Here is an 18,485-nt window from a genome sequence, read left to right as displayed (position 1 = left end):
TCCTGGCCGACCCCGCCTACTCCAGCGGGCGCGCACCCAGCTCGGACTTCATCAGCTCGACGGCCACCTGGTGCGGGTCCAGGCGAGGATCGGGCGTCGCGTCGTGGGCCTGCGCGACCATCTCGTCGCGTTCCGCGTCGGTCAGGTCCTCGTCAGCGGTGAGCGGCTCAGGTTCCGGTTCCGGCTCGGGCTCCGGTTCGGGGGCGCGCTCGGCCTGCGGCCGACTCGGGCGAGTGAACGTCTGCCGCTTCGCCGGCTCCGCGGCCGCGGCCGGCGCGGGGGCCTTCTTCGCCGCGGGCGGCGGGGTGTCCGGTGACGCGTGCACCACGCGGACGGTGTGCCCCGGACCGAAGACATCCACGACGGCCGCCGTGAGTGCCCGGATGCCACGATCATCGGAGAGGCGTCCGACCAGAGCCTGGTGCGGATGGCCGAGGATGATCTCCGTGCCCGCAACGTCGTACACCGCCGCCGCGGACAGCATCGCCTCGAGCACCGTGCTCTGCGCGCGGACGGCGGCACGCAGGTCGGGCCAGCGGGTGGTCACCGCATCGGCGGTCAGCCCTGCCGCGACCGGCTCCGGCTCCGGTTCGGGTTCCGGCGTCGGCTGCGGCGCACGACGCGGCGCGTCGTACGGCTCCGGCGGCACATCGTCCATCGGAGGCTCGTCGGGCAACGGGATGTCGTCGTACGGATCTTTCGACGCCTCAGGCCGACGCTGCAGCTCGGGCTGACGCTGCGGCTCAGGCTGACGCTGCAGCTCGGGCTGACGCTGCGGCTCGTCCCGGCCCTGCGGCGACGCCTCCCGCGGTGCCGGGGCCTGCCGCGGAGGCTCGGGCGCCGTCGGCTCCGGCGGACGCATGGTCGGAGCGGGCTCGGGTGTCGGCGCGGGAGCCGATTCGGCGCTCGGCGCGGACTCCGACTCAGCGAGCGGCTCCGGCGACGGCGCGGATTCCTGTTCCGGTTCAGGTTCCGGAATCAGCGTCGGCTCCGCCTCGGCGATCGACGCGGGTTCGGCCTCCGAGGACGGAGCCGACTCAGGCGCCTCGTCAGGGATCTGCGTGGAGTCCGGTTCCGGGGCCGCGGCGGGCTCCGGCTCGTCTGCCGGGACGGGCTCCGCCGACAGCGCTACAGGTGCGGGTTCGGCTTCGGGCCTCGGTTCAGGAGTGGACGTCGGCTCCGGAGTGGGCGTCCGCGCCTGGTCCGGTTCCGCGGCGGACACCGGTTCGGGTGTCGGCTCCGCCTTGCCTTGCGCTTGTGCGAGGACTTCCTTGGCCTGCTCAGCGGCTCGACGCTGCGAGGGTCGGACGAACCGTCCCTCGGGCTCGGCGGCAGGCGCGGCCGCCGGACCGGACGGACCCGTCGCCGGAGCCGCGGCCGACGCGGACGGTGCGGGTGCGGCGCCCGCTGGGCGTCGTTCGAGGGTCTCGATGCGCTGCAGGAGCGCGGCCTCGTCGGCCGACACCCCGGGAAGCAGCATCCGCGAGCACATCACTTCCAGAAGCAGCCGCGGCGACGTGGTGCCGCGCATCTCGCCGAGTGAGGCGTGCGCGACCTCCGCGTACCTGGTCAGCGTGCCTGCGCCGAGATACTCGACGACGGCCTTCATACGGGTGAGCTGGTCGTCGGGGGCTTCGACGAGGCCGCGTTCGGCAGCGTCGGGAACCGCCTGCAGGAGGATCAGGTCGCGGAACCGGTCAAGCAGGTCGATGGCGAACCGGCGCGGATCGTGGCCGGCGTCGACGACCCTCTCGACGACTCCGAACAGCGCGGAGCCGTCGCCGGCGGCGAGTGCGTCCACCGCGGCGTCGATGAGCGCCGAATCGGTGACGCCGAGGAGGCTGAGCGCGCGATCGTACGTCACGCCGTCGTCGCCCGCTCCAGCGAGGAGCTGGTCGAGGATGCTCAGCGAGTCGCGCGGCGAACCACCGCCCGCGCGGATCACCAGCGGGTACACCTCGGGTGCGACGGCGACGCCCTCGCGCGCGCAGATCCCTTCCAGGAGTCCGCGCATCACCGGCGGCGCGAGCAGCCGGAACGGGTAGTGGTGGGTACGCGAGCGGATGGTGGTGAGCACCTTCTCCGGCTCGGTGGTCGCGAAGATGAAGATCAGGTGCTCGGGCGGCTCTTCGACGATCTTCAGGAGCGCGTTGAAGCCGGCCGAGGACACCATGTGCGCCTCGTCGATGATGAACACGCGGTAGCGCGATTCGGCCGGTGCGTAGAACGCGCGGTCGCGCAGGTCGCGGGTGTCGTCGACGCCGCCGTGGCTGGCGGCGTCGAGTTCGACGACGTCGAGGTTGCCCGGTCCGCCGGGCGCGAGCGCGACGCACGACGCGCACGTCCCGCACGGGGTGGACGTCGGCCCGTGCTCGCAGTTGAGCGACCGGGCCAGGATGCGTGCCGACGACGTCTTACCGCAGCCGCGCGGACCGGAGAACAGGTAGGCGTGGTTGATGCGCCCGGAGTCGAGGGCACGGCTCAGCGGATCGGTGACATGTTCCTGGCCGACGACTTCGGCGAAGGTCGCCGGTCGGTACGTGCGATAGAGGGCCACACGTGCACACTACCGGCGGTCACCGACAGCCGCGGAGGGCGGACCGGTGGTCTCGGGGCGGCGGCGACAGAGTACGAGTGTGACGACCGCCGCGACCACGAGGAGCAGGTTGTACGGCTGCACCGCGAACCATCCGAGGACCGACGGTCCGGCCTTGAAGAACAGACCGGTGAAGTATCCCTCTTCGACGGTGCGGTTGGCGTACCAGAGCGGATAGGCCAGGTGCGTCGTCCACGCCGCCGTCGCCAGGAACCCGATCACGGCGAGCACTCCGATCAGGCCGCGCCGCCACACCGACGCCCCCTCGATCACGTGGTGGACGGCCACGACGAACAGCGGAACGACCCACACCCAGTGATGTCCCCACGCGACCGGCGACACCGCGCAGGAGGCCATGCCCACGAGGGAGAGCGCGAGGAGTTCCTGGTCTCGTCGATGCGCGACGACGGCGGCGGCGAGGGTCAGGATCAGGACGGCTGCCGCGAGCACGAGCCACAGGAGCGAACTGGGATTCTCGGTCCCGGCGATGTTGGCGATGGCGCCACGGATCGACTGGTTTCCGACGGTCCTGGGCGACGACACCCGGTCGGACTGGAAGAGCGTGTCGGTCCAGAACGTCCACGACGATCCCGGCATGAGGACGAAGAACAGAACGATGGACGCGACGAAGCCCGCGACGACGCCGACGGCGGTCTTCCACTGGCGGACGGCCGCGTAGTAGACGGCGAACAGCATCGGCGTCAGCTTGATGCCCGCGGCGATGCCCGCACCGACACCGCGCAGGCGACTGCCTTCCGGACGCAGGAGGTCGGCGATGATCAGCAGCATCAGGAACACGTTGATCTGCCCGAACCAGATCGTCGACCGGACCGGTTCGAGCAGCGTCGACGCGGCCACGAGCGACGCCGCGACGACCCGGAGCCGCCACGTCGTCTCGTGACCGAGGCTGCGGAAAGCGAGGACTATCACGAAGTAGAGGGCGACGAAGATCCCGGCCGTCCACACGATGTGCGCGATCGGCGCGGACATGAGCGCGAACGGGATGAACAGCACCATCGAGAACGGCGCGTAGGTGAAGTCCATCTGGCCGAGAAGCTTCGCGTCGTACAGGCTGCCGCCGTCGAGCACCACTCGCGCCCCGGCCCGGTACACGTCGAGGTCGAGGAAATTGTCGAACAGTCCCCAGTACGGCGTCGAGTACGGAATGACGATGTTCTGCAGCCACAGCGACAACGCGGCAGCGATGAGGAACCCGACGACCGCCGGGGTGGAGCGCTCGAGCTTCACATAGCCTGCCTACTGCGCGTCGAGCAGGACCTCGGTCGCGCTCAGCAGCGCACAGGTCGCGACACCGTCCATCGCGGTGCGCAGTTCATCGGTCGTGGGGAAGGTCGGTGCGATACGGATGTTCCGGTCGTGCGGGTCGGTCTTGTACGGGAACGCCGAACCGGCCGCGGTGAGCGCGATTCCAGCGTCCTTGGCGAGTGCGATGGTGCGCGCCGCGGTTCCGTCGACCACGTCGAGGCTGATGAAGTAGCCGCCTTCGGGGCTCGTCCACGACGCGATCTTCGCGTCGCCCATGCGGTCTTCGAGGATGTCGAGGACGAGCTGGAATTTGGGGGCGATGATCTCGCGGTGACGCGCCATGTGGGCACGGACGCCGTCGGCGTCGCGCAGGAACTGCACGTGGCGCAACTGATTGATCTTGTCGGGGCCGATGGTGGCGGCGGAGATGTTGCGAGTGAACCAGTCGAGGTTGGCCTGCGACGAGGCCAGCGCTGCGACGCCTGCTCCGGCGAAGGTGATCTTGCTGGTGGATCCGAACACGTACACGCGGTTCTGGTGACCGGCCTCCTCGGCCATGTCGAGGATCGGCAGCGGTGCCGGCGCGGCGTCGACGAGGGTGTGAACGGCGTAGGCGTTGTCCCAGAAGACGCGGAAGTCGGCAGCGGCGTCGAGCGCGAGCAGGCGGCGCGCGACGTCGTCGGTGACGGTGTACCCGGTCGGGTTGGAGTAGGTGGGGACCAGCCACATGCCCTTGATGCTCGGATCGTCGGCCAGCAGCTGCGCGCAGGCGTCGACATCGGGGCCGTTGGGGTTCATCGCGATGTTGATCATCTCGATGCCGTACTTCTCGGTGATCCCGAAGTGCCGGTCGTATCCGGGGACCGGGCACAGGAACTTGATCGGCTGTGCGCCCCAAGGCTTCTCGGAGTCGACGTTGCCGTGCAGGAGAGAGAACACGATGATGTCGTGCATCACCTGGAGGCTGGCGTTGCCGAGGGCGATGGTGCGCTCGGCTCCGGTGGCGAACATCTCACCGAAGATCGCGCGGAGTTCGGGCAGACCGGTGACTCCGCCGTAGTTGCGGCAGTCCGTGCCGCTCGGGCTGATGTAATCGTCGCCGGGGAGGGACAGCATGGGCGCGGACAGGTCGAGCTGGTCTGCGCCGGGCTTGCCGCGGGTGAGGTCGAGCTTCAGGCCTGCTGCACACAGCGCGTCGTAACGCTTCTGCAGATCGGTACGGATGGTGCGGAGTTCTTCGACACTCATCGAGTGAAAGTTCAACGTGGAACCTCTCGCGCAGCTCCGGCGCGTGCCGGCTGCAGCTTGTATACGCCTGGCAAGAAAAGAGGATCCCGCGCACCCGAGAGAGCCCGTTGACCCTTGCTGCCTTCCGGCCCTGGGGGAGTTCACAGGATGCACGCCGCGCGGGATCCGTAGACCAGTGTAGCGGTCCCGTTTTGTGATCGGTAGCCGGGACCGGTTAGCATTCTTCGTGTTGGAGGATTCGCCTAGTGGCCTATGGCGCTCGCCTGGAACGCGGGTTGGGTTAACAGCCCTCAGGGGTTCGAATCCCCTATCCTCCGCCACCTGACTGAGCCCCATCCCGATGAACGAGGGATGGGGCTCAGTCAGTATCGAGCACAGCGGATTCTCCGGGGGAGCGAAGCACGGGGTTGGTCCACCCGCCACATGCCCATTCCCCGATACTCCGTTCGGCGGAATGCCAGGATGTCCTGCATGAAGCAGACTCTCGGTTTCGCCCTGTTCGGCGGACTACTGGCGGTCCTGGCGACAGCCGTCGTAGACGGCGGATCTTCGCTGGGCTGGACGGCGTACACCCCGATGACCTCGCGGGTGGTGGACTCGGCCGGCCTCGGCCTCGAGCGGCCGGTGCTGAACACCGCGCTGATCGGGGTCGTGGTCGGCGGCATGGTCGGTGCGGCCCTGCGACTCGCAGGCGTGGTGACCGCCGGACCGCCTCAGAACCGGATCACGAGGGTCGTCGCCGCCGGTCTGGTCGGCGCGGCGGTCGGCGTCGGCCTGGGCGTCGGCGTCGCATTCGGCGGCGTGTTCGACGACGTTCCGGGCACTACGGTGGTACTGGCCATGTACGCCGGATGCGGACTCCTCGCCTATCTCCTGTCGTTGGCGATGGTCGCCGCCGTGCTGCGCGCCTCCGACGACGATCTGATCCGCCCGACCGTCCTCGCGTCGGCATGGATGCTGGTCGTCGGGGGTGCGCTGGCGACCGCCGCCGGGACGGGCACCGCCTGGTGTCTCGGCTTCACGACGACGGAGTCCACGTGGACGGCGACGATCATCGTCGTGCTGATCGTGGTATCGGCGGCACTGGCCGTCGCGCGCGGGATCGCGTTGCGTTCCCGCGCGACGTCGGCACCGCCGCACATTCCGCCCAATCGGGCACCATGACGGTGCGCTCGCGCGCAGCCCGTCAGAACCGAGCACGATGCCGCGAGTGCCACATCACTCCGACGACGGGACCCGGTGACGCAGCCCCAGCCACCCGCGCATCCACTTCGTGAATCGACTCTCCTTGGCCGGCGGCGCGGCCTTGCCCGGGTACCAGGTGAACGCCGTGTCGAGGAAGGCGACGACCGGGACGGCGAGCAGACCGCCGACGATGCCCGCCACGGAGATGCCCAGCGCGATCGCCACGATCACCGCGACGGGATGAAGTTTCACCGAATGCCCGAGGACGAACGGCTGCAGCACGTGTCCTTCGAAGGCCATCACGAACACCAGGATCGCCAGCACGATGACGGCGTGGAGCAGGCCCTGCGTCGTCAGGGTGACGACGACAGCGAGGGTCCCGGACACGAACGAGCCCACGATCGGAATGAACGATCCGAAGAAGATCACCAGGACCAGCGGCAACGCGAGTGGAACGCCGAGGATCCAGAGCCCCACTCCGATCACCGCGGCGTCGATGGCGGCGACGATGACCGTCGCCCGGACATAGGCCTCGAGGGTCCTGAATCCCGCCGCGGAGGCTCCGCGAACGCGATCGCGACTTCCCTCCGGGACGAGTCTGGTCACGTACCGCCACAGGCGGTGGCCGTCGTACAGGAAGAAGATCAGCAGGAACAGGGTCAGCAGGACGCCGGTGCCGAGCTTCGCACCGAACTCGGCGGTGCCGAGCGCCCTGTTCGCGAGCGCGGCCTCATTGCTCTTGGCCCAGTTGATCAAGTCGGTGGACACCGTACTGATGGTGTCCTCGCTGATCGGCAGTCCGCTGTCGGTCAGCCACTGCCGAGCGTCGTTGACCGTGTCGGTGAACTCGGATACGAGTTCGGGGCCGGATGCGACTCCCTGCTGCACGGCGAATGCGAGGAGGCCGACGACCACCACGATCACGGCGAGGACCGAGGTCAGAACGGCGACGACGCGCGGTACGCCGCGGGCGATGGCCCACTCCGTCGGCGGGCGCAGCATCGCGGTGAACAGGAGAGACAACATGACCGGGAACAGCACGTCCTCGAAGTGCAGGAACAGCCGTCCCAGCACCACCACGCCGAATCCGATGACGAGCAGACGCCAGGTCCACGCGGCGGTTGCGCGAACGCCCGGCGAGACTTTCGCATCGTCTTCTTCGCGCAGGGTCAGTCGACGCGGCTCGTCGGAATGTTCGGATTCTCCAGGCACGACGCTGAGCATATCGGTGAACCGCCGAGATCAGCCGCCGCGACCGACAGCCAAGCGCGATATTGTGCCGGATACGGCATCAATCGGGAGATCGACGCCGCCGCCGAACGACACCGTGGTGCGCACACTGCCCGTACCCTGCGGTGGCACCCGTCTTCGACCTATTCGACTGGAGAACCGATGTCCGACACCGCATCACAACGAATTCCGGCGGTCACCGATCCGTCCCCCGAGGTCGCCGAGACCCTTGCGAAGACGCTCGTCGGTCCCGACGGACAGGCGTTCGCCGTCTTCCGCACATTGGCGAACCACCCGAGACTGCTCAAGCGTTTCAACGTGCTCGGCGGAATGTTCCTCGCTCACGGGCTGCTGCCGGAACGCGACCGCGAGATCGTCATCCTGCGGACCGCATGGCGCACCGACTCGGTGTACGAGTGGGGTCAGCACGTGCTGATCGGCCGGGAAGCGGGCGTCACCGACGACGAGATCGCACGGCTGGCCACAGCCCCCGTGAACGGCTGGTCGAACCGGGACGCCCGACTGTTGACGTTCACCGACGAGCTTCTCGCCGACGTCGACGTCTCCGAGACGACGTGGAACGCCGTCGCCGAGTTCCTCGACCGGGACGAGATCATCGAACTCACCATGCTCGTCGGCCTCTATCGGATGCTGGCCGGGTTCCTCAACGCGGCACGGGTGACGCCGGAGGAGCACCTGCCGGGGTGGCCGGAGACCTGATCACCCCAGCGGCTCCGTCAGGTACCGCTTCAACACGGGCGCGATGACCTCCACGAGGTCATCGCGCTCGATGCGCGTCACCGGCTCGATGCCGATCAGATAGCGAGCCGTGGCAAGCCCGAGCAGATGCGTCCCCACGAGCGCGATCCGCAGCGGCAGTTCCGGATCGGTGTCTTCGCCCACCGATTCGGCCACCTTGCCCTGTATCAACTCGCGGACGAGGTCGGCCGACTTCGGCGAGGTGAGCGCCGTGCGGACCATGGCCTTCACCATCGGTCCGGTCTCGTCGTCCTCCCACACGTCGAGGTACGCGTTCGCGAGGCGGCGCCCGACATCGTCACGAGGACCGAGGAACGCCGCGAACATCCGCTCCGGAATAGCGGTGCGGTCGGCGATCGTCGCCGCGAACAGGCCTTCCTTGTCGTCGAAGAAGTGTCGGATCATCGCCGGATCCACTCCGGCCTCACCGGCGATCGCTCGTAGACTCGCACCTTCGAAACCTCGCTCGCCGAACAGCGACCGAGCAGCGTCGAGAATCGCCTCACGTGTGCCCCCGTCACCGCTCGGACGACCGGGCGCACGCTTACGGGGATTCGATGAGGATTCGGACATGCTCTCGACCATACCGATACTCGACGAATAATTCTTCATCTGTTGATTTATTTCAACGGTCGTGGAATAGTCTCGAGGGTGACCCCTACTCTGGATGCGAAATGACCGACAACGACCTGGTCATCGACATCAAGGGACTCCGCAAGTCGTTCGGGAGGTTCGAGGCGCTGCGAGGTGTCGACCTCTCGATCCCCCGTGGCGAAGTCCACGGCTTCCTCGGGCCCAACGGCGCGGGAAAGTCGACGACGATCCGCGTGCTCCTCGGACTCCTCAAGGCGAACGCCGGCGAGATACGCCTACTCGGCGGAGACCCCTGGACCGACGTCGTCGCCCTGCACTCCCGGCTCGCCTACGTGCCCGGCGACGTCGCACTCTGGCCGAGCATGTCCGGCGGGGAGGCGATCGACCTCCTCGGATCGCTGCGCGGCGGACTCGACGAGAACCGCCGCACGGACCTCGTCGAGCGCTTCGAACTCGACCCGACCAAGCGCGGCCGACAGTACTCGAAGGGCAACCGACAGAAGGTCGCCATCGTCGCCGCCCTCGCCTCCGACGTCGAGCTGCTGATCCTCGACGAGCCGACCAGCGGTCTGGATCCGTTGATGGAGAACGTCTTTCAGGAGGCAGTCGGCGAAGCCGTCGCCCGTGGAGCCAGTGTCCTGCTCTCCAGTCACATCATGAGCGAAGTCGAGACGCTCGCCGACAAGCTCAGCATCATCCGGGCCGGCGAGATCGTCGAGACCGGAACGCTCGACGAACTGCGCGGGCACGCCCGCACGACTATCCACGCCACCCTGCGCACCGCACCCGATCCGGAGCGCCTCGCCGTCCTCCACGAGGCGAGAATCGACGGCAACCGACTCACCGCAACCGTCGACACCGACCGGATCGACGAGGCCATGGCTTCGCTGTCGCCGTACGGCTTCACCGCTCTCGACGTCGCCCCGCCGTCACTCGAGAGCCTGTTCCTGCGGCTCTACGACGAGGCCGACGACGCCACTGCCGACACGCGAGCGCGGGGAACCCGGTGATGGCCTCCGCCGAGATCGCCGGTGCCGGACCGCTCCTGCGAGCGTCGGTTCGCCACAACGTGCGCTCGTTCGCGCCGTGGATCCTCATTCCGATCGCACTGTCGGTGTCCTCGGTGATCGTCTACCCGCTGCTGTTCCCCGATCTGGCCGAACGTCAGTCCTTCGGCGCGACGATCGGTTCCAATCCCGCGCTCGGCCTGATCTTCGGGCCCGCGTTCGATCTGACGACCACCGACGGCTTCAACGCGTGGCGGTCCTTGGCGCTCGGCGGATTCGCCGTCGCCCTGGGCGCGATCTTCATCGTGACCGGTGCCAGCCGCGGCCAGGAGGACTCCGGACAAGCGGAGCTTCTCGCCTCGGGCGTGCTCGGACGCCAGTCTCGCCTGGTCACCGCGGTGGTGATGGGCATCCTCATGTCGACCGTCTCCGTGGTGATCACCGGGGTGATCACCGCGTTGTGCGGCGGCGGCTGGGGCGCCTCGATGATCCTCGGCATCGGGTTCACCGCGATGGGCGCGATGTTCGCCGGGGTCGCCGCCGTGACCTCGCAGGTCGGCGCCGACGCCCGCACCGCCAGTTCCATCGCCGTCGCCGTGCTCGGCATCCTGTTCGTCCTCCGCGGCTTCCTGTACTCGATCGAGGCCCCGTCGTGGACGACGTGGATCAATCCGCTCGGCTGGGTCACCGAGACGCGGCCGGCCAGCGGCGACCATTGGCTGCCGCTGATCTATCCGGTCGTCCTCACCGTCGTCCTCGTCGCGGTCGCGTTCGCGTTGCAGACCTCGCGTGACTTCGGTCAGGGTCTCATCGCGGCTCGCCCCGGTCCGTCACGCGGATCCATGCGCAGTCCGCTCGCACTCGCCATGCGGTTGAACCGGTCGCCGGCGCTCTCCTGGTCGATCGCGTTCATCGGGCTCGGCGTGGTCTTCGGCTACTTCACCGGATCGGTGAAGGACATCTTCGCGTCCAACCCGGCTCTCACCGAAGTCTTCGCCGCAGGTGCGACGTCGCCCGACGAGCTGTCGAGCTCATTCGTTGTGACGATCCTCAGCCTGGCCGGCATCATCGCATCGATCTGCGGCGTGCAGACTATGAACCGGCTGCGTACCGAGGAACTCGAGGATCGCGCCGAGCCCGTGCTCGCCACCGCAGTCGGCCGCATTCAGTACCTGCGGAGCAACGCGTTGATCGCCTTCGCCGTCCCGGCCGTATGCATCCTCGTCGCCGGCGTGGTCATGGGGATCTTCTTGTCGTTCAACGATCTCGGGCTGACCTTCGGCGACGGCGTCCGGCAGGCATCAGCGACGGTTCCCGCAGCGTGGACGGTCATCGGCCTGTCCGTGGCCGTCATCGGCGCGCGCCCCGCGGTCCGCATCGCGAGCTGGGCCGGTGTCCTGCTGTCCTTCGTCCTGACGCTGCTCGGCCCGAGCTTCAAACTTCCCGACTGGGCGCTCGGGTTCAGCCCCTTCTGGCATGTCCCGAACGTCGCCGTCTCGTCGGCGAGTGGTCTCGGGCTCCTGTGGGTCAGTCTGTTCACCGTCGGCTTCCTCGCCGTCGGCGTGGTCGGTTTCCGCCGCCGCGACACCCCGTAGGGTGTGGGGTCACATCCCCGCGACCGCCACTGCCGCCCGCGCGATCGCCAGTTCCTCGTTGGTCGGCACCACGAGCACTGTGACCGCCGAGTCGTCCGTGGAGATCACCCGGGGTTCGTCGGAGCGGACGGCGTTCCGTTCGGCGTCGATGCGGATTCCGTAGTTCTCCAGTCCGGCAAGCGAATCGGCGCGCACCGGCACGGCGTTCTCACCGACGCCCGCGGTGAACACGATCGCGTCGACGCGTCCCAGCTCGATCATGTAGGCGCCGATGTAGCGACGCAGACGATGCAGGTACACGCGATACGCACGGTCGGCGGCCTCGTCCCCGGCGTCGACGCGTTCGAGGATCGCCCGGAAGTCGTTCTCCCCGCACAGCCCCTTGAGCCCGGAACGCTTGTTGAACAGAGTGTCGATGTCCTGGATCGACATGTCGGCGACCCGCGCCAGCTGGAAGACGATGCCCGCGTCGATGTCGCCGGTGCGCGTGCCCATCACCAGGCCTTCGAGCGGAGTCATCCCCATCGTCGTGTCGACCGGCACACCACCGCGCACGGCCGACGCCGATGCGCCGTTGCCCAGGTGCAGGACGATCTGGTTGACCTCGGCGAGGTCGCGCCCCAGGAACTCGGCGGCCCGGGCCGACACGTACTCGTGACTGGTTCCGTGAAACCCGTAGCGGCGGATCGCGTACTCGTCGGCCACCGCGGAGTCGAGGGCGTACAGCGCGGCCTCGTCGGGCAGATCGCTGAAGAACGCGGTGTCGAACACGGCCACCGCGGGCACGTCCGGCAGCAGCGCGGTGACGGCGTCGATACCGATGAGATTCGCCGGATTGTGCAGCGGTGCGAGCGAGGAGATGCGCTCGATCTCCGAGTGCACCTCGTCGGTGATGAGGGTCGGCGCGAAGAAGCTGCGCCCGCCGTGCACCACGCGGTGCCCGACCGCCGATAGGCCCGAGTCGGCGACGTCCACTCCGTCGGCGGCGAACAGGTCGACGACCAGTGCGATCGCCGCGCGATGATCGGGCAGCGACACCTCGCGACGCACCTCGGAGCCCCGGTACCAGTGCTTGATCGACGACGTCGCCTCGCCGATCCGCTCGGCGAGACCGTCGGCGATCACCTCGTCGGTGGCCGGATCGAGCACCTGGTACTTGAGCGACGACGAGCCGGCGTTCACCACCAGCACGGAGCCTTCGATCGTCATGCCTGTCCCCCGTCGTCTCGACTTCGCTCGACAAGCATATTCTGCTGGGCCTGGATCGCGGTGATCGCCACCGTGTTCACGATGTCGGAGACGAGCGCCCCGCGCGAGAGGTCGTTCATGGGCTTGTTCAAGCCCTGCAGAACGGGACCGATCGCGATGGCGCCCGCACTGCGCTGCACGGCCTTGTACGTGTTGTTGCCGGTGTTGAGGTCCGGGAAGATCAGGACCGTCGCCCGACCGGCGACCGGCGAGTCGGGCATCTTCGTCACCGCGACGCTCGGCTCGATCGCCGCGTCGTACTGGATCGGCCCCTCCACGAGCAGCTCCGGTGCGCGATCACGGACGAGTTCAGTCGCGGCCGCCACCTTCTCGACGTCCTTACCCGATCCGGAACCGCCCGTCGAATACGAGAGCATCGCCACGCGCGCATCGATTCCGAACGCCGACGCGGTACTCGCCGACGAGATCGCGATGTCGGCGAGTTCCTCGGCGGTGGGATCCGGGACGACGGCGCAGTCGCCGTAGGTGAGGACCTTGTCGGCCAGGCACATGAAGAACACGCTCGACACCGTCGACACGCCGGGCACGGTCTTGATGATCTCGAAGGCCGGTCGGATGGTCTGCGCGGTGGTGTGCACCGCACCCGAGACCATGCCGTCCACGCGTCCGGTGTGCAGCATCAACGTTCCGAAGTACGACTCGTCGCGCACCCGCTCGAGCGCCTCGTCGCGGGTCATCCCCTTGTGTCTGCGAAGCTCCGTGTACACGTCGGCGAACTCGTCGACCAGTTCCGACGTCGCCGGATCGATCACGTCCACCTCGGACAGGTCGATGCCGAGCTCGTTGGCGCGACGACGCACCGACTCGGGATGGCCGAGCAGCGTCAGCTTCGCGACACGGCGTCGCAGCAGACGATCCGTCGCCCGCAGGATGCGGTCGTCGCCGCCCTCGGGCAGAACGATGTGCTTCACATCCGACTGCGCCTGCGCCATCAGCTGGTACTCGAACATCTGTGGCGTCACCACCTCGGGGACGTGCAGATTCAGCTCGTCGACCAGTTCGGTGGCCGACACGTGGCGCTCCATCAACGCCAGCGCGGCGTCGATCTTGCGTGCCGAGCCCGCGCTCATGCGGCCGCGCGTGTTGGCCGCGGTCCGCGCCGTCTCATACGTTCCATGCTCGCTGGTCAGGATCGGCAACGTGGGTCGCAATCCCTTGACGAGCGCGTCGATCATCGGATGCGGATGCAGTCCGCCGTTCATGATGATCCCGGAGAGGCGCGGGAAGCCTTCGGCCGCATTCGCGTTCACCAGCGACAGCAGGACGTCCGACCGGTCGGCGGGTGCGATCACGACCATCGACTCGCTCAACCGCTCCAGAATGTGCTCGACGGTCATGCCGCCGACCATCACGTCGAGCGCCTCCCGGTCGAGCAGGTCCTTGTCGCCGCTGTAGAGCGTGGCCCCGAGAGCTCGCTGCAGTTCGGCCATCGTCGGCGCCGTCAACAGCGGTTCCTCGGGCAGCGCCCACGCGCGGACGCCGGTGTCGCGCAAGGCGTTCACGACGCCGGTGAGAGCACTCGGCGCGCATCGATTGGCGACGATCCCGACCGTCGACGCGTGCGAGCCCTTGATGTCGTTCATCAGCATCTCGGCCACCGCGCGCACCTCGGCGGGCTCGCGGTCGAGAGCCTTGACCACCAGGATGATCGGCGCGGACAGATTCGCGGCGATGCGGGCGTTGTAGCTCAACTCCGACGGCGACGCGATGTCGGTGTAGTCCGAACCGATCACCAGGACGTTGTCGCACTGGTCGGCGACGGTGTGGAAGCGGGCCACGATGTCGGCGATGGCGCCGTCCGGGTCGGTGTGCACGTCGTCGTAGGTGACGCCGATGCAGTCCTCATAGGCGATCTCGACGGAGGTGAACTGCAGCAGCAGATCGAGGATGTAGTCGCGTTCCCCCGCCCCCGCGCGGGAGATCGGACGGAACACTCCGACCCGCCCGCCGGTCGCGGCGAGGAGCGCGAGCACTCCGAGCGCGACGGTCGACTTTCCGGTGTCCCCCTCCGCGGAGGCGATGTATATGCTGCGGGCGCCAGAGCCGGTCATGGCTTCCAGACTATCGGTCGGCGCCGGTCAGCGTACGACGGCGCGCACCACGAGGTCGGCCACCTCGTCGTCGGTCATCGCACTGTGGGGCACCAGCATGCAGGAGTAGACGACGCGCACCAGAAACTCCGTCGCAGCACGCGGATTCGGCTGCAGGACCACCGATTCGGCCTCGGTCACATCCTGCATCGTGACGTCCACGACGCGTTCGACGAGGCTGAGCCCGTCGTCGTCGCCGGTGCTGATGATCGCGTGGACGATCTCCTCGGGTTCGCGGCGCAGAACGTACTGCAGCGCCTCGTGTCCGCGGATGTACTCGAGGGAACGGGTGATCCGGATCCGCAGTCGCTGGGCCGGATCGTCCTCGCCGTCGACCCACTCCGCCAGGCGGACGCGCAGCTGATCGAGTTCGTTGGCGACGATCGCCTCGACGAGCGCGTCCCGTCCGCCGAACATGCGGTAGGCCGTCGCGCGTGCGACTCCGGCGTGGCGGGCGACGGACGTCAGGCTGAGCGCCCGGGCGCCGAAACGCGACACCAGGCCCACTCCGACTTCGAGCATCCGGTCACGATCCATGAGAAGAAGGTAACCGACCGGCCGAGTCCCGCCGTGAGCGGATTACTCGATGACGTGGATCGCGGCCTCTTCGGCGCTCGCACCGGCGCCGTCGATGCCCGCGTCGGAGGCGAACACGTCCGAGTCGGACTCGTTCTGGGATGCGACGAGTCGCCCGGCGCGGGCGCCGCCCGACGTCGCGCGCTCGGGGAAGTCGGGGTCGCGATCGTCCGGCGACGCGTCGACGTCGGGCTCCTCCTCGGCGAGCCGCGCGTCGAGCGTCTCGTGCTCATGGGTGGCGGGCGCGTAGTCGGGCGGCGAGTAGCCGCGGTCGAGGACGTCCCCGGCCTCGGTGTCGATCAGCGTGTCCTCGGGCTGCAACTGATCAGTGTCGTCGGTGTCGTATTCGCCGTCGTCCCATGAGCTCATGGAATGAACATTAGCGCCGCCACGGCTCGTAACTGCGCGGATCGTCGATCGGCTCCAGGTGAACGGCACAGTGCAGGTCCTCGACATCGGCACGAAGCGCGGCCTCGACGTCTTCGGCGAGATCGTGGCCGCGGCGCACCGTCCAGTCGCCGGGCACCAGCATGTGAAACTGAACGAAACGGACGTGTCCGGACTCGCGGGTGCGCACGTCATGGAAGTCGACCCCGTCGGCGCGGAACCGGTCGAGTACCCGGTCGACGGCGGCACGCTCGGCGTCGGGGATCACGGTGTCCATGAGACCCATCGTGGAGTCGCGCACCAGATGCCAGCCGACGACGACGATGTTGATCGCCACGGCGATGGCGACGATCGAGTCGAGCGGCCCCCACCCGGTAAGTGCGACGAGCGCGACACCGACGATGACGCCGGCGGTCGTCCAGACGTCGGTCAGCAGGTGTTTGCCGTCGGCTTCGAGCGCAGCGGACCGAAACCGCCTTCCGACGGACATCAGCTTCCACGCGACGAGTCCGTTGACGATGCTGGCGAGCACCGAGATGCCCAGACCGATGCCGACCGACTCGATCTCCCGTGGATGGAGGAGTCGCTCGATCGAACTGAACAGGATGAATCCCGCGGCGACGACGATCATCGCGCCTTCGACGACGGCCGAGAAGTACTCGCTCTTGGCGTGCCCGAAGTTGTGGTCGTCATCGGACGGCTTCGCGGCGATCCGCAGCGCGATGAACGCGCCGATCGCGGCCACCAGGTTGACCACCGATTCGGCGGCGTCCGAGAGCAGACCGACCGATCCGGTAAGCCACCAGGCGAGTGTCTTGAGCGCGATCGTCAGCACCGCCGCACCGATGCTCAGCAGCGCCCACTTGCTCAGATCAGTGCGCTCGGACATGCGTTCATCCTGGCATCGCGCCGTCGTTCACGCGCGGTACCCGCGAGTTCGGACGCGTTACCGTCGGCTCGGCGACGACATCCGGGGAGGCGGACATGATCGCGATGCAGACGAGACGACCGACGTTCGGATCACCGGTGTGCCCGGTCGACGCCGTCCTACTGCTCGTCGGCGCGATCGCCGCCGTCGGATCGTACGTCCTGCCCTGGTACGTGGACGTCGACCGTCCGACCCTGTCGGTCACCGGGCTCGGTCAGGTCAGCGATCCGGGGCACGCGGTGCACTCGGGCCGACTCAACTGGATGATCGCCGCGGCCGCGATCGGCGGGCTCGTGCTCGGGGCCTACCGGCTGTCCGGACGGATCAGACCGGCGTGCCGTCGCCCGGCGACGGTGATCGCCGCGGTGGCCGCGGGCGGCGTGGTCTTCGACGTGTTGGCGGCCCCGGACGGCATGCGTCCGACCCATGGTCTGGCGTTCGCCGCGAGCGGTGCCGCCGCCACCGCTGTCGGCGCGCTGGTGTGCCGCCGACGGGCCGTCACCGCGGCACGCGCCTCCGAATTAGTGACCAATCCCACACGAATGTCGCGACGACGGGGCACCATGGAGTCATGCTCGACGAGTTGAATTCCCAGGCCCACGACCTGTACGACGCAGGCGAGTTCTCTCACGCACTCGCCGACTACTCGGTGCTCCGCGAGATCCGTTCCCGCCGCGAAGGGCCGTACTCGGTGAAATATCTTGCGGCCCTGCACGACTGCGTCCGGTGCATGTCGGAGCTGAATCTCTGGTCGGATTCGAACTTGCTGTGCAGCGAGCTGCATGCGAAGTACGTCCGCACGCATGGCCGGGGCGGCGACGACACCGTCGACGTCGCGCGGCACTGGAGTTGGGCGATGGTCCACCTGGATCAGGCCGGCCAGGCGGCGTTCCTGTGCATCACGACGGCCGACGCCATGTGGGAGACCGATCCGGCGGGCGCGAATCTGCTTCTCGGCGCCGCGGCGGCGCAGTCGTCGCGGTCCGCGGAGGTCGCCGAGACGGGGGCGGTCGACGGCGTCGTGCTGCGTCACGCGGCCGATCTGGTGACGGCGATCAACCGATGGAACCGGGTCTTGACCGATGACGACGGCGCACGTACCTCGGTGACCGCCGATTCGCTCGCGCCGCGTCGCGTGGCCGCGTGAGCGAGGCGAGTCGACGGCTTCTCAACCGACGCGCTTCTTCGGAAGCGTCAGCAGGGTCACGACGCTGACCGCGATCAGCATGATCGCGGAGATCCAGATGACGGTGCCCAGGGTCGCGAACGCCGGGAGGACGATCATCGCGATACCGGCGAGCACCGAGATCACGCCGGAGACGATCACCAGCCAGCGCGGCATCAGGTAGGTGCTCATCCGCGAGCCGAGCAGGTCCTGGAAGCCTGCGAAGATCCAGCCGACACCGATGAAGATCGCCAGCAGCGTCAGCGACTGGGCGGGGTTGAGAATCGAGATGACGCCGGCGGCCAGAACGATGATCCCGAAGATCGCGATCAGCATGCGGGAGCCGAACGACGCCGCCGTCGACGCGAAGGCGACGAAGAGTCGGACCAGACCCATGACGACCAGGGAGATCCCGAACAGGACGGCCAACACCAACAGTGTCGCACCCGGCCACACCAGCGCCACGACGCCGATCGCGATGCCGACGATCGACGTCGCGATCAGGAACGAGCGGACGGCGTTGACGGCCGCGTCGGGCAGAGCGGACGGGACTGAGTTCACGGTCATACCGCAAGCGTAACGTCGGAGCA

Annotated in this window: 17 protein-coding genes, 1 tRNA gene and 1 other RNA gene; 7 read left to right on the top strand and 12 right to left on the bottom strand. The window is 68.1% G+C overall.

The annotated features are described in order from the left end of the window. Nucleotides 1–16 precede the first annotated feature (16 nt). From BKA16_RS06145 to ffs, 4 genes are all read right to left on the bottom strand, one after another. Entirely contained in the window at nt 17–2,557 is a 2,541-nt protein-coding gene (locus tag BKA16_RS06145; protein ID WP_183369830.1) for a DNA polymerase III subunit gamma and tau, read from the bottom strand. A 9-nt stretch (nt 2,558–2,566) separates the two neighbouring features. Next, on the bottom strand, nt 2,567–3,844 hold the full coding sequence (locus BKA16_RS06140; RefSeq protein ID WP_183369829.1) for a glycosyltransferase 87 family protein: 1,278 nt from the start codon (nt 3,842–3,844) through the stop codon (nt 2,567–2,569). A gap of 9 nt (nt 3,845–3,853) precedes the next feature. Next, complete coding sequence (locus BKA16_RS06135; RefSeq protein ID WP_183369828.1) at nt 3,854–5,125, bottom strand: aspartate aminotransferase type Ic; 1,272 nt, start codon at nt 5,123–5,125, stop codon at nt 3,854–3,856. 60 nt (nt 5,126–5,185) lie between these two features. Beyond that, nucleotides 5,186–5,280, bottom strand: an RNA gene (ffs, locus tag BKA16_RS06130) — signal recognition particle sRNA small type. 61 nt (nt 5,281–5,341) lie between these two features. Here ffs and BKA16_RS06125 point away from each other — a divergent pair. Beyond that, nucleotides 5,342–5,430: transfer RNA gene (locus BKA16_RS06125), tRNA-Ser, on the top strand. A gap of 151 nt (nt 5,431–5,581) precedes the next feature. Continuing rightward, on the top strand, nt 5,582–6,274 hold the full coding sequence (locus BKA16_RS06120) for a hypothetical protein (protein ID WP_183369827.1): 693 nt from the start codon (nt 5,582–5,584) through the stop codon (nt 6,272–6,274). Between the two features lie 54 nt (nt 6,275–6,328). Here BKA16_RS06120 and BKA16_RS06115 read toward each other — a convergent pair whose 3' ends face one another. Then, nucleotides 6,329–7,507, bottom strand: a complete 1,179-nt coding sequence (locus BKA16_RS06115; RefSeq protein WP_343067296.1) for an AI-2E family transporter — start codon at nt 7,505–7,507, stop codon at nt 6,329–6,331. A gap of 180 nt (nt 7,508–7,687) precedes the next feature. Between BKA16_RS06115 and BKA16_RS06110 the strand changes: the two genes are divergently transcribed. Then, nucleotides 7,688–8,245, top strand: a complete 558-nt coding sequence (locus BKA16_RS06110) for a carboxymuconolactone decarboxylase family protein (protein ID WP_183369825.1) — start codon at nt 7,688–7,690, stop codon at nt 8,243–8,245. On the opposite strand, the gene BKA16_RS06105 is transcribed toward BKA16_RS06110, so the two are convergent. Then, nucleotides 8,246–8,857 (bottom strand): TetR/AcrR family transcriptional regulator, encoded by a 612-nt coding sequence (locus BKA16_RS06105; RefSeq protein WP_183369824.1) that lies wholly within the window; start codon nt 8,855–8,857, stop codon nt 8,246–8,248. 101 nt (nt 8,858–8,958) lie between these two features. On the opposite strand from BKA16_RS06105, the gene BKA16_RS06100 reads away from it, so the two are divergent. Together BKA16_RS06100 and BKA16_RS06095 are read left to right on the top strand one after the other, a co-directional pair. Next, a complete protein-coding gene (locus tag BKA16_RS06100) occupies nt 8,959–9,888 on the top strand; it encodes an ABC transporter ATP-binding protein (RefSeq protein ID WP_183369823.1) in 930 nt (309 codons plus the stop codon). Beyond that, nucleotides 9,888–11,480, top strand: coding sequence for an ABC transporter permease (locus tag BKA16_RS06095; RefSeq protein ID WP_183369822.1), 1,593 nt, complete (start codon nt 9,888–9,890; stop codon nt 11,478–11,480). The genes BKA16_RS06100 and BKA16_RS06095 overlap by 1 nt, the downstream gene beginning before the upstream one ends. A 9-nt stretch (nt 11,481–11,489) precedes the next feature. Here BKA16_RS06095 and BKA16_RS06090 read toward each other — a convergent pair whose 3' ends face one another. The 5 genes from BKA16_RS06090 to BKA16_RS06070 are packed head-to-tail and all read right to left on the bottom strand — an operon-like array spanning nt 11,490 to nt 16,691. Then, entirely contained in the window at nt 11,490–12,689 is a 1,200-nt protein-coding gene (locus BKA16_RS06090; RefSeq protein WP_183369821.1) for an acetate kinase, read from the bottom strand. Then, entirely contained in the window at nt 12,686–14,800 is a 2,115-nt protein-coding gene (gene pta / locus BKA16_RS06085; RefSeq protein WP_183369820.1) for a phosphate acetyltransferase, read from the bottom strand. Before pta ends, BKA16_RS06090 begins: the two co-directional genes overlap by 4 nt. Nucleotides 14,801–14,827: 27 nt before the next feature. Continuing rightward, complete coding sequence (locus BKA16_RS06080; protein ID WP_183369819.1) at nt 14,828–15,376, bottom strand: TetR/AcrR family transcriptional regulator; 549 nt, start codon at nt 15,374–15,376, stop codon at nt 14,828–14,830. Nucleotides 15,377–15,418: 42 nt separating this feature from the next. Then, entirely contained in the window at nt 15,419–15,784 is a 366-nt protein-coding gene (locus BKA16_RS06075) for a DUF5709 domain-containing protein (RefSeq protein ID WP_183369818.1), read from the bottom strand. A 10-nt stretch (nt 15,785–15,794) separates the two neighbouring features. Beyond that, nucleotides 15,795–16,691 (bottom strand): cation diffusion facilitator family transporter, encoded by an 897-nt coding sequence (locus BKA16_RS06070; RefSeq protein WP_183369817.1) that lies wholly within the window; start codon nt 16,689–16,691, stop codon nt 15,795–15,797. 95 nt (nt 16,692–16,786) lie between these two features. Here BKA16_RS06070 and BKA16_RS06065 point away from each other — a divergent pair, with 95 nt between their 5' ends. Both BKA16_RS06065 and BKA16_RS06060 read left to right on the top strand, forming a co-directional pair. Then, entirely contained in the window at nt 16,787–17,317 is a 531-nt protein-coding gene (locus tag BKA16_RS06065) for a hypothetical protein (RefSeq protein WP_183369816.1), read from the top strand. After that, nucleotides 17,302–17,877: a hypothetical protein gene (locus BKA16_RS06060; protein WP_183369815.1), complete on the top strand. Its 576-nt coding sequence runs from the start codon at nt 17,302–17,304 to the stop codon at nt 17,875–17,877. The genes BKA16_RS06065 and BKA16_RS06060 overlap by 16 nt, the downstream gene beginning before the upstream one ends. Nucleotides 17,878–17,898: 21 nt before the next feature. On the opposite strand, the gene BKA16_RS06055 is transcribed toward BKA16_RS06060, so the two are convergent. Next, entirely contained in the window at nt 17,899–18,462 is a 564-nt protein-coding gene (locus BKA16_RS06055) for an HdeD family acid-resistance protein (protein ID WP_183369814.1), read from the bottom strand. Nucleotides 18,463–18,485 lie beyond the last annotated feature (23 nt).

The organism is Gordonia humi, from assembly GCF_014197435.1.
GTDB classification, from domain to species: Bacteria; Actinomycetota; Actinomycetes; order Mycobacteriales; family Mycobacteriaceae; genus Gordonia; species Gordonia humi.
This window is presented reverse-complemented; position numbering and strand designations above follow the sequence as displayed.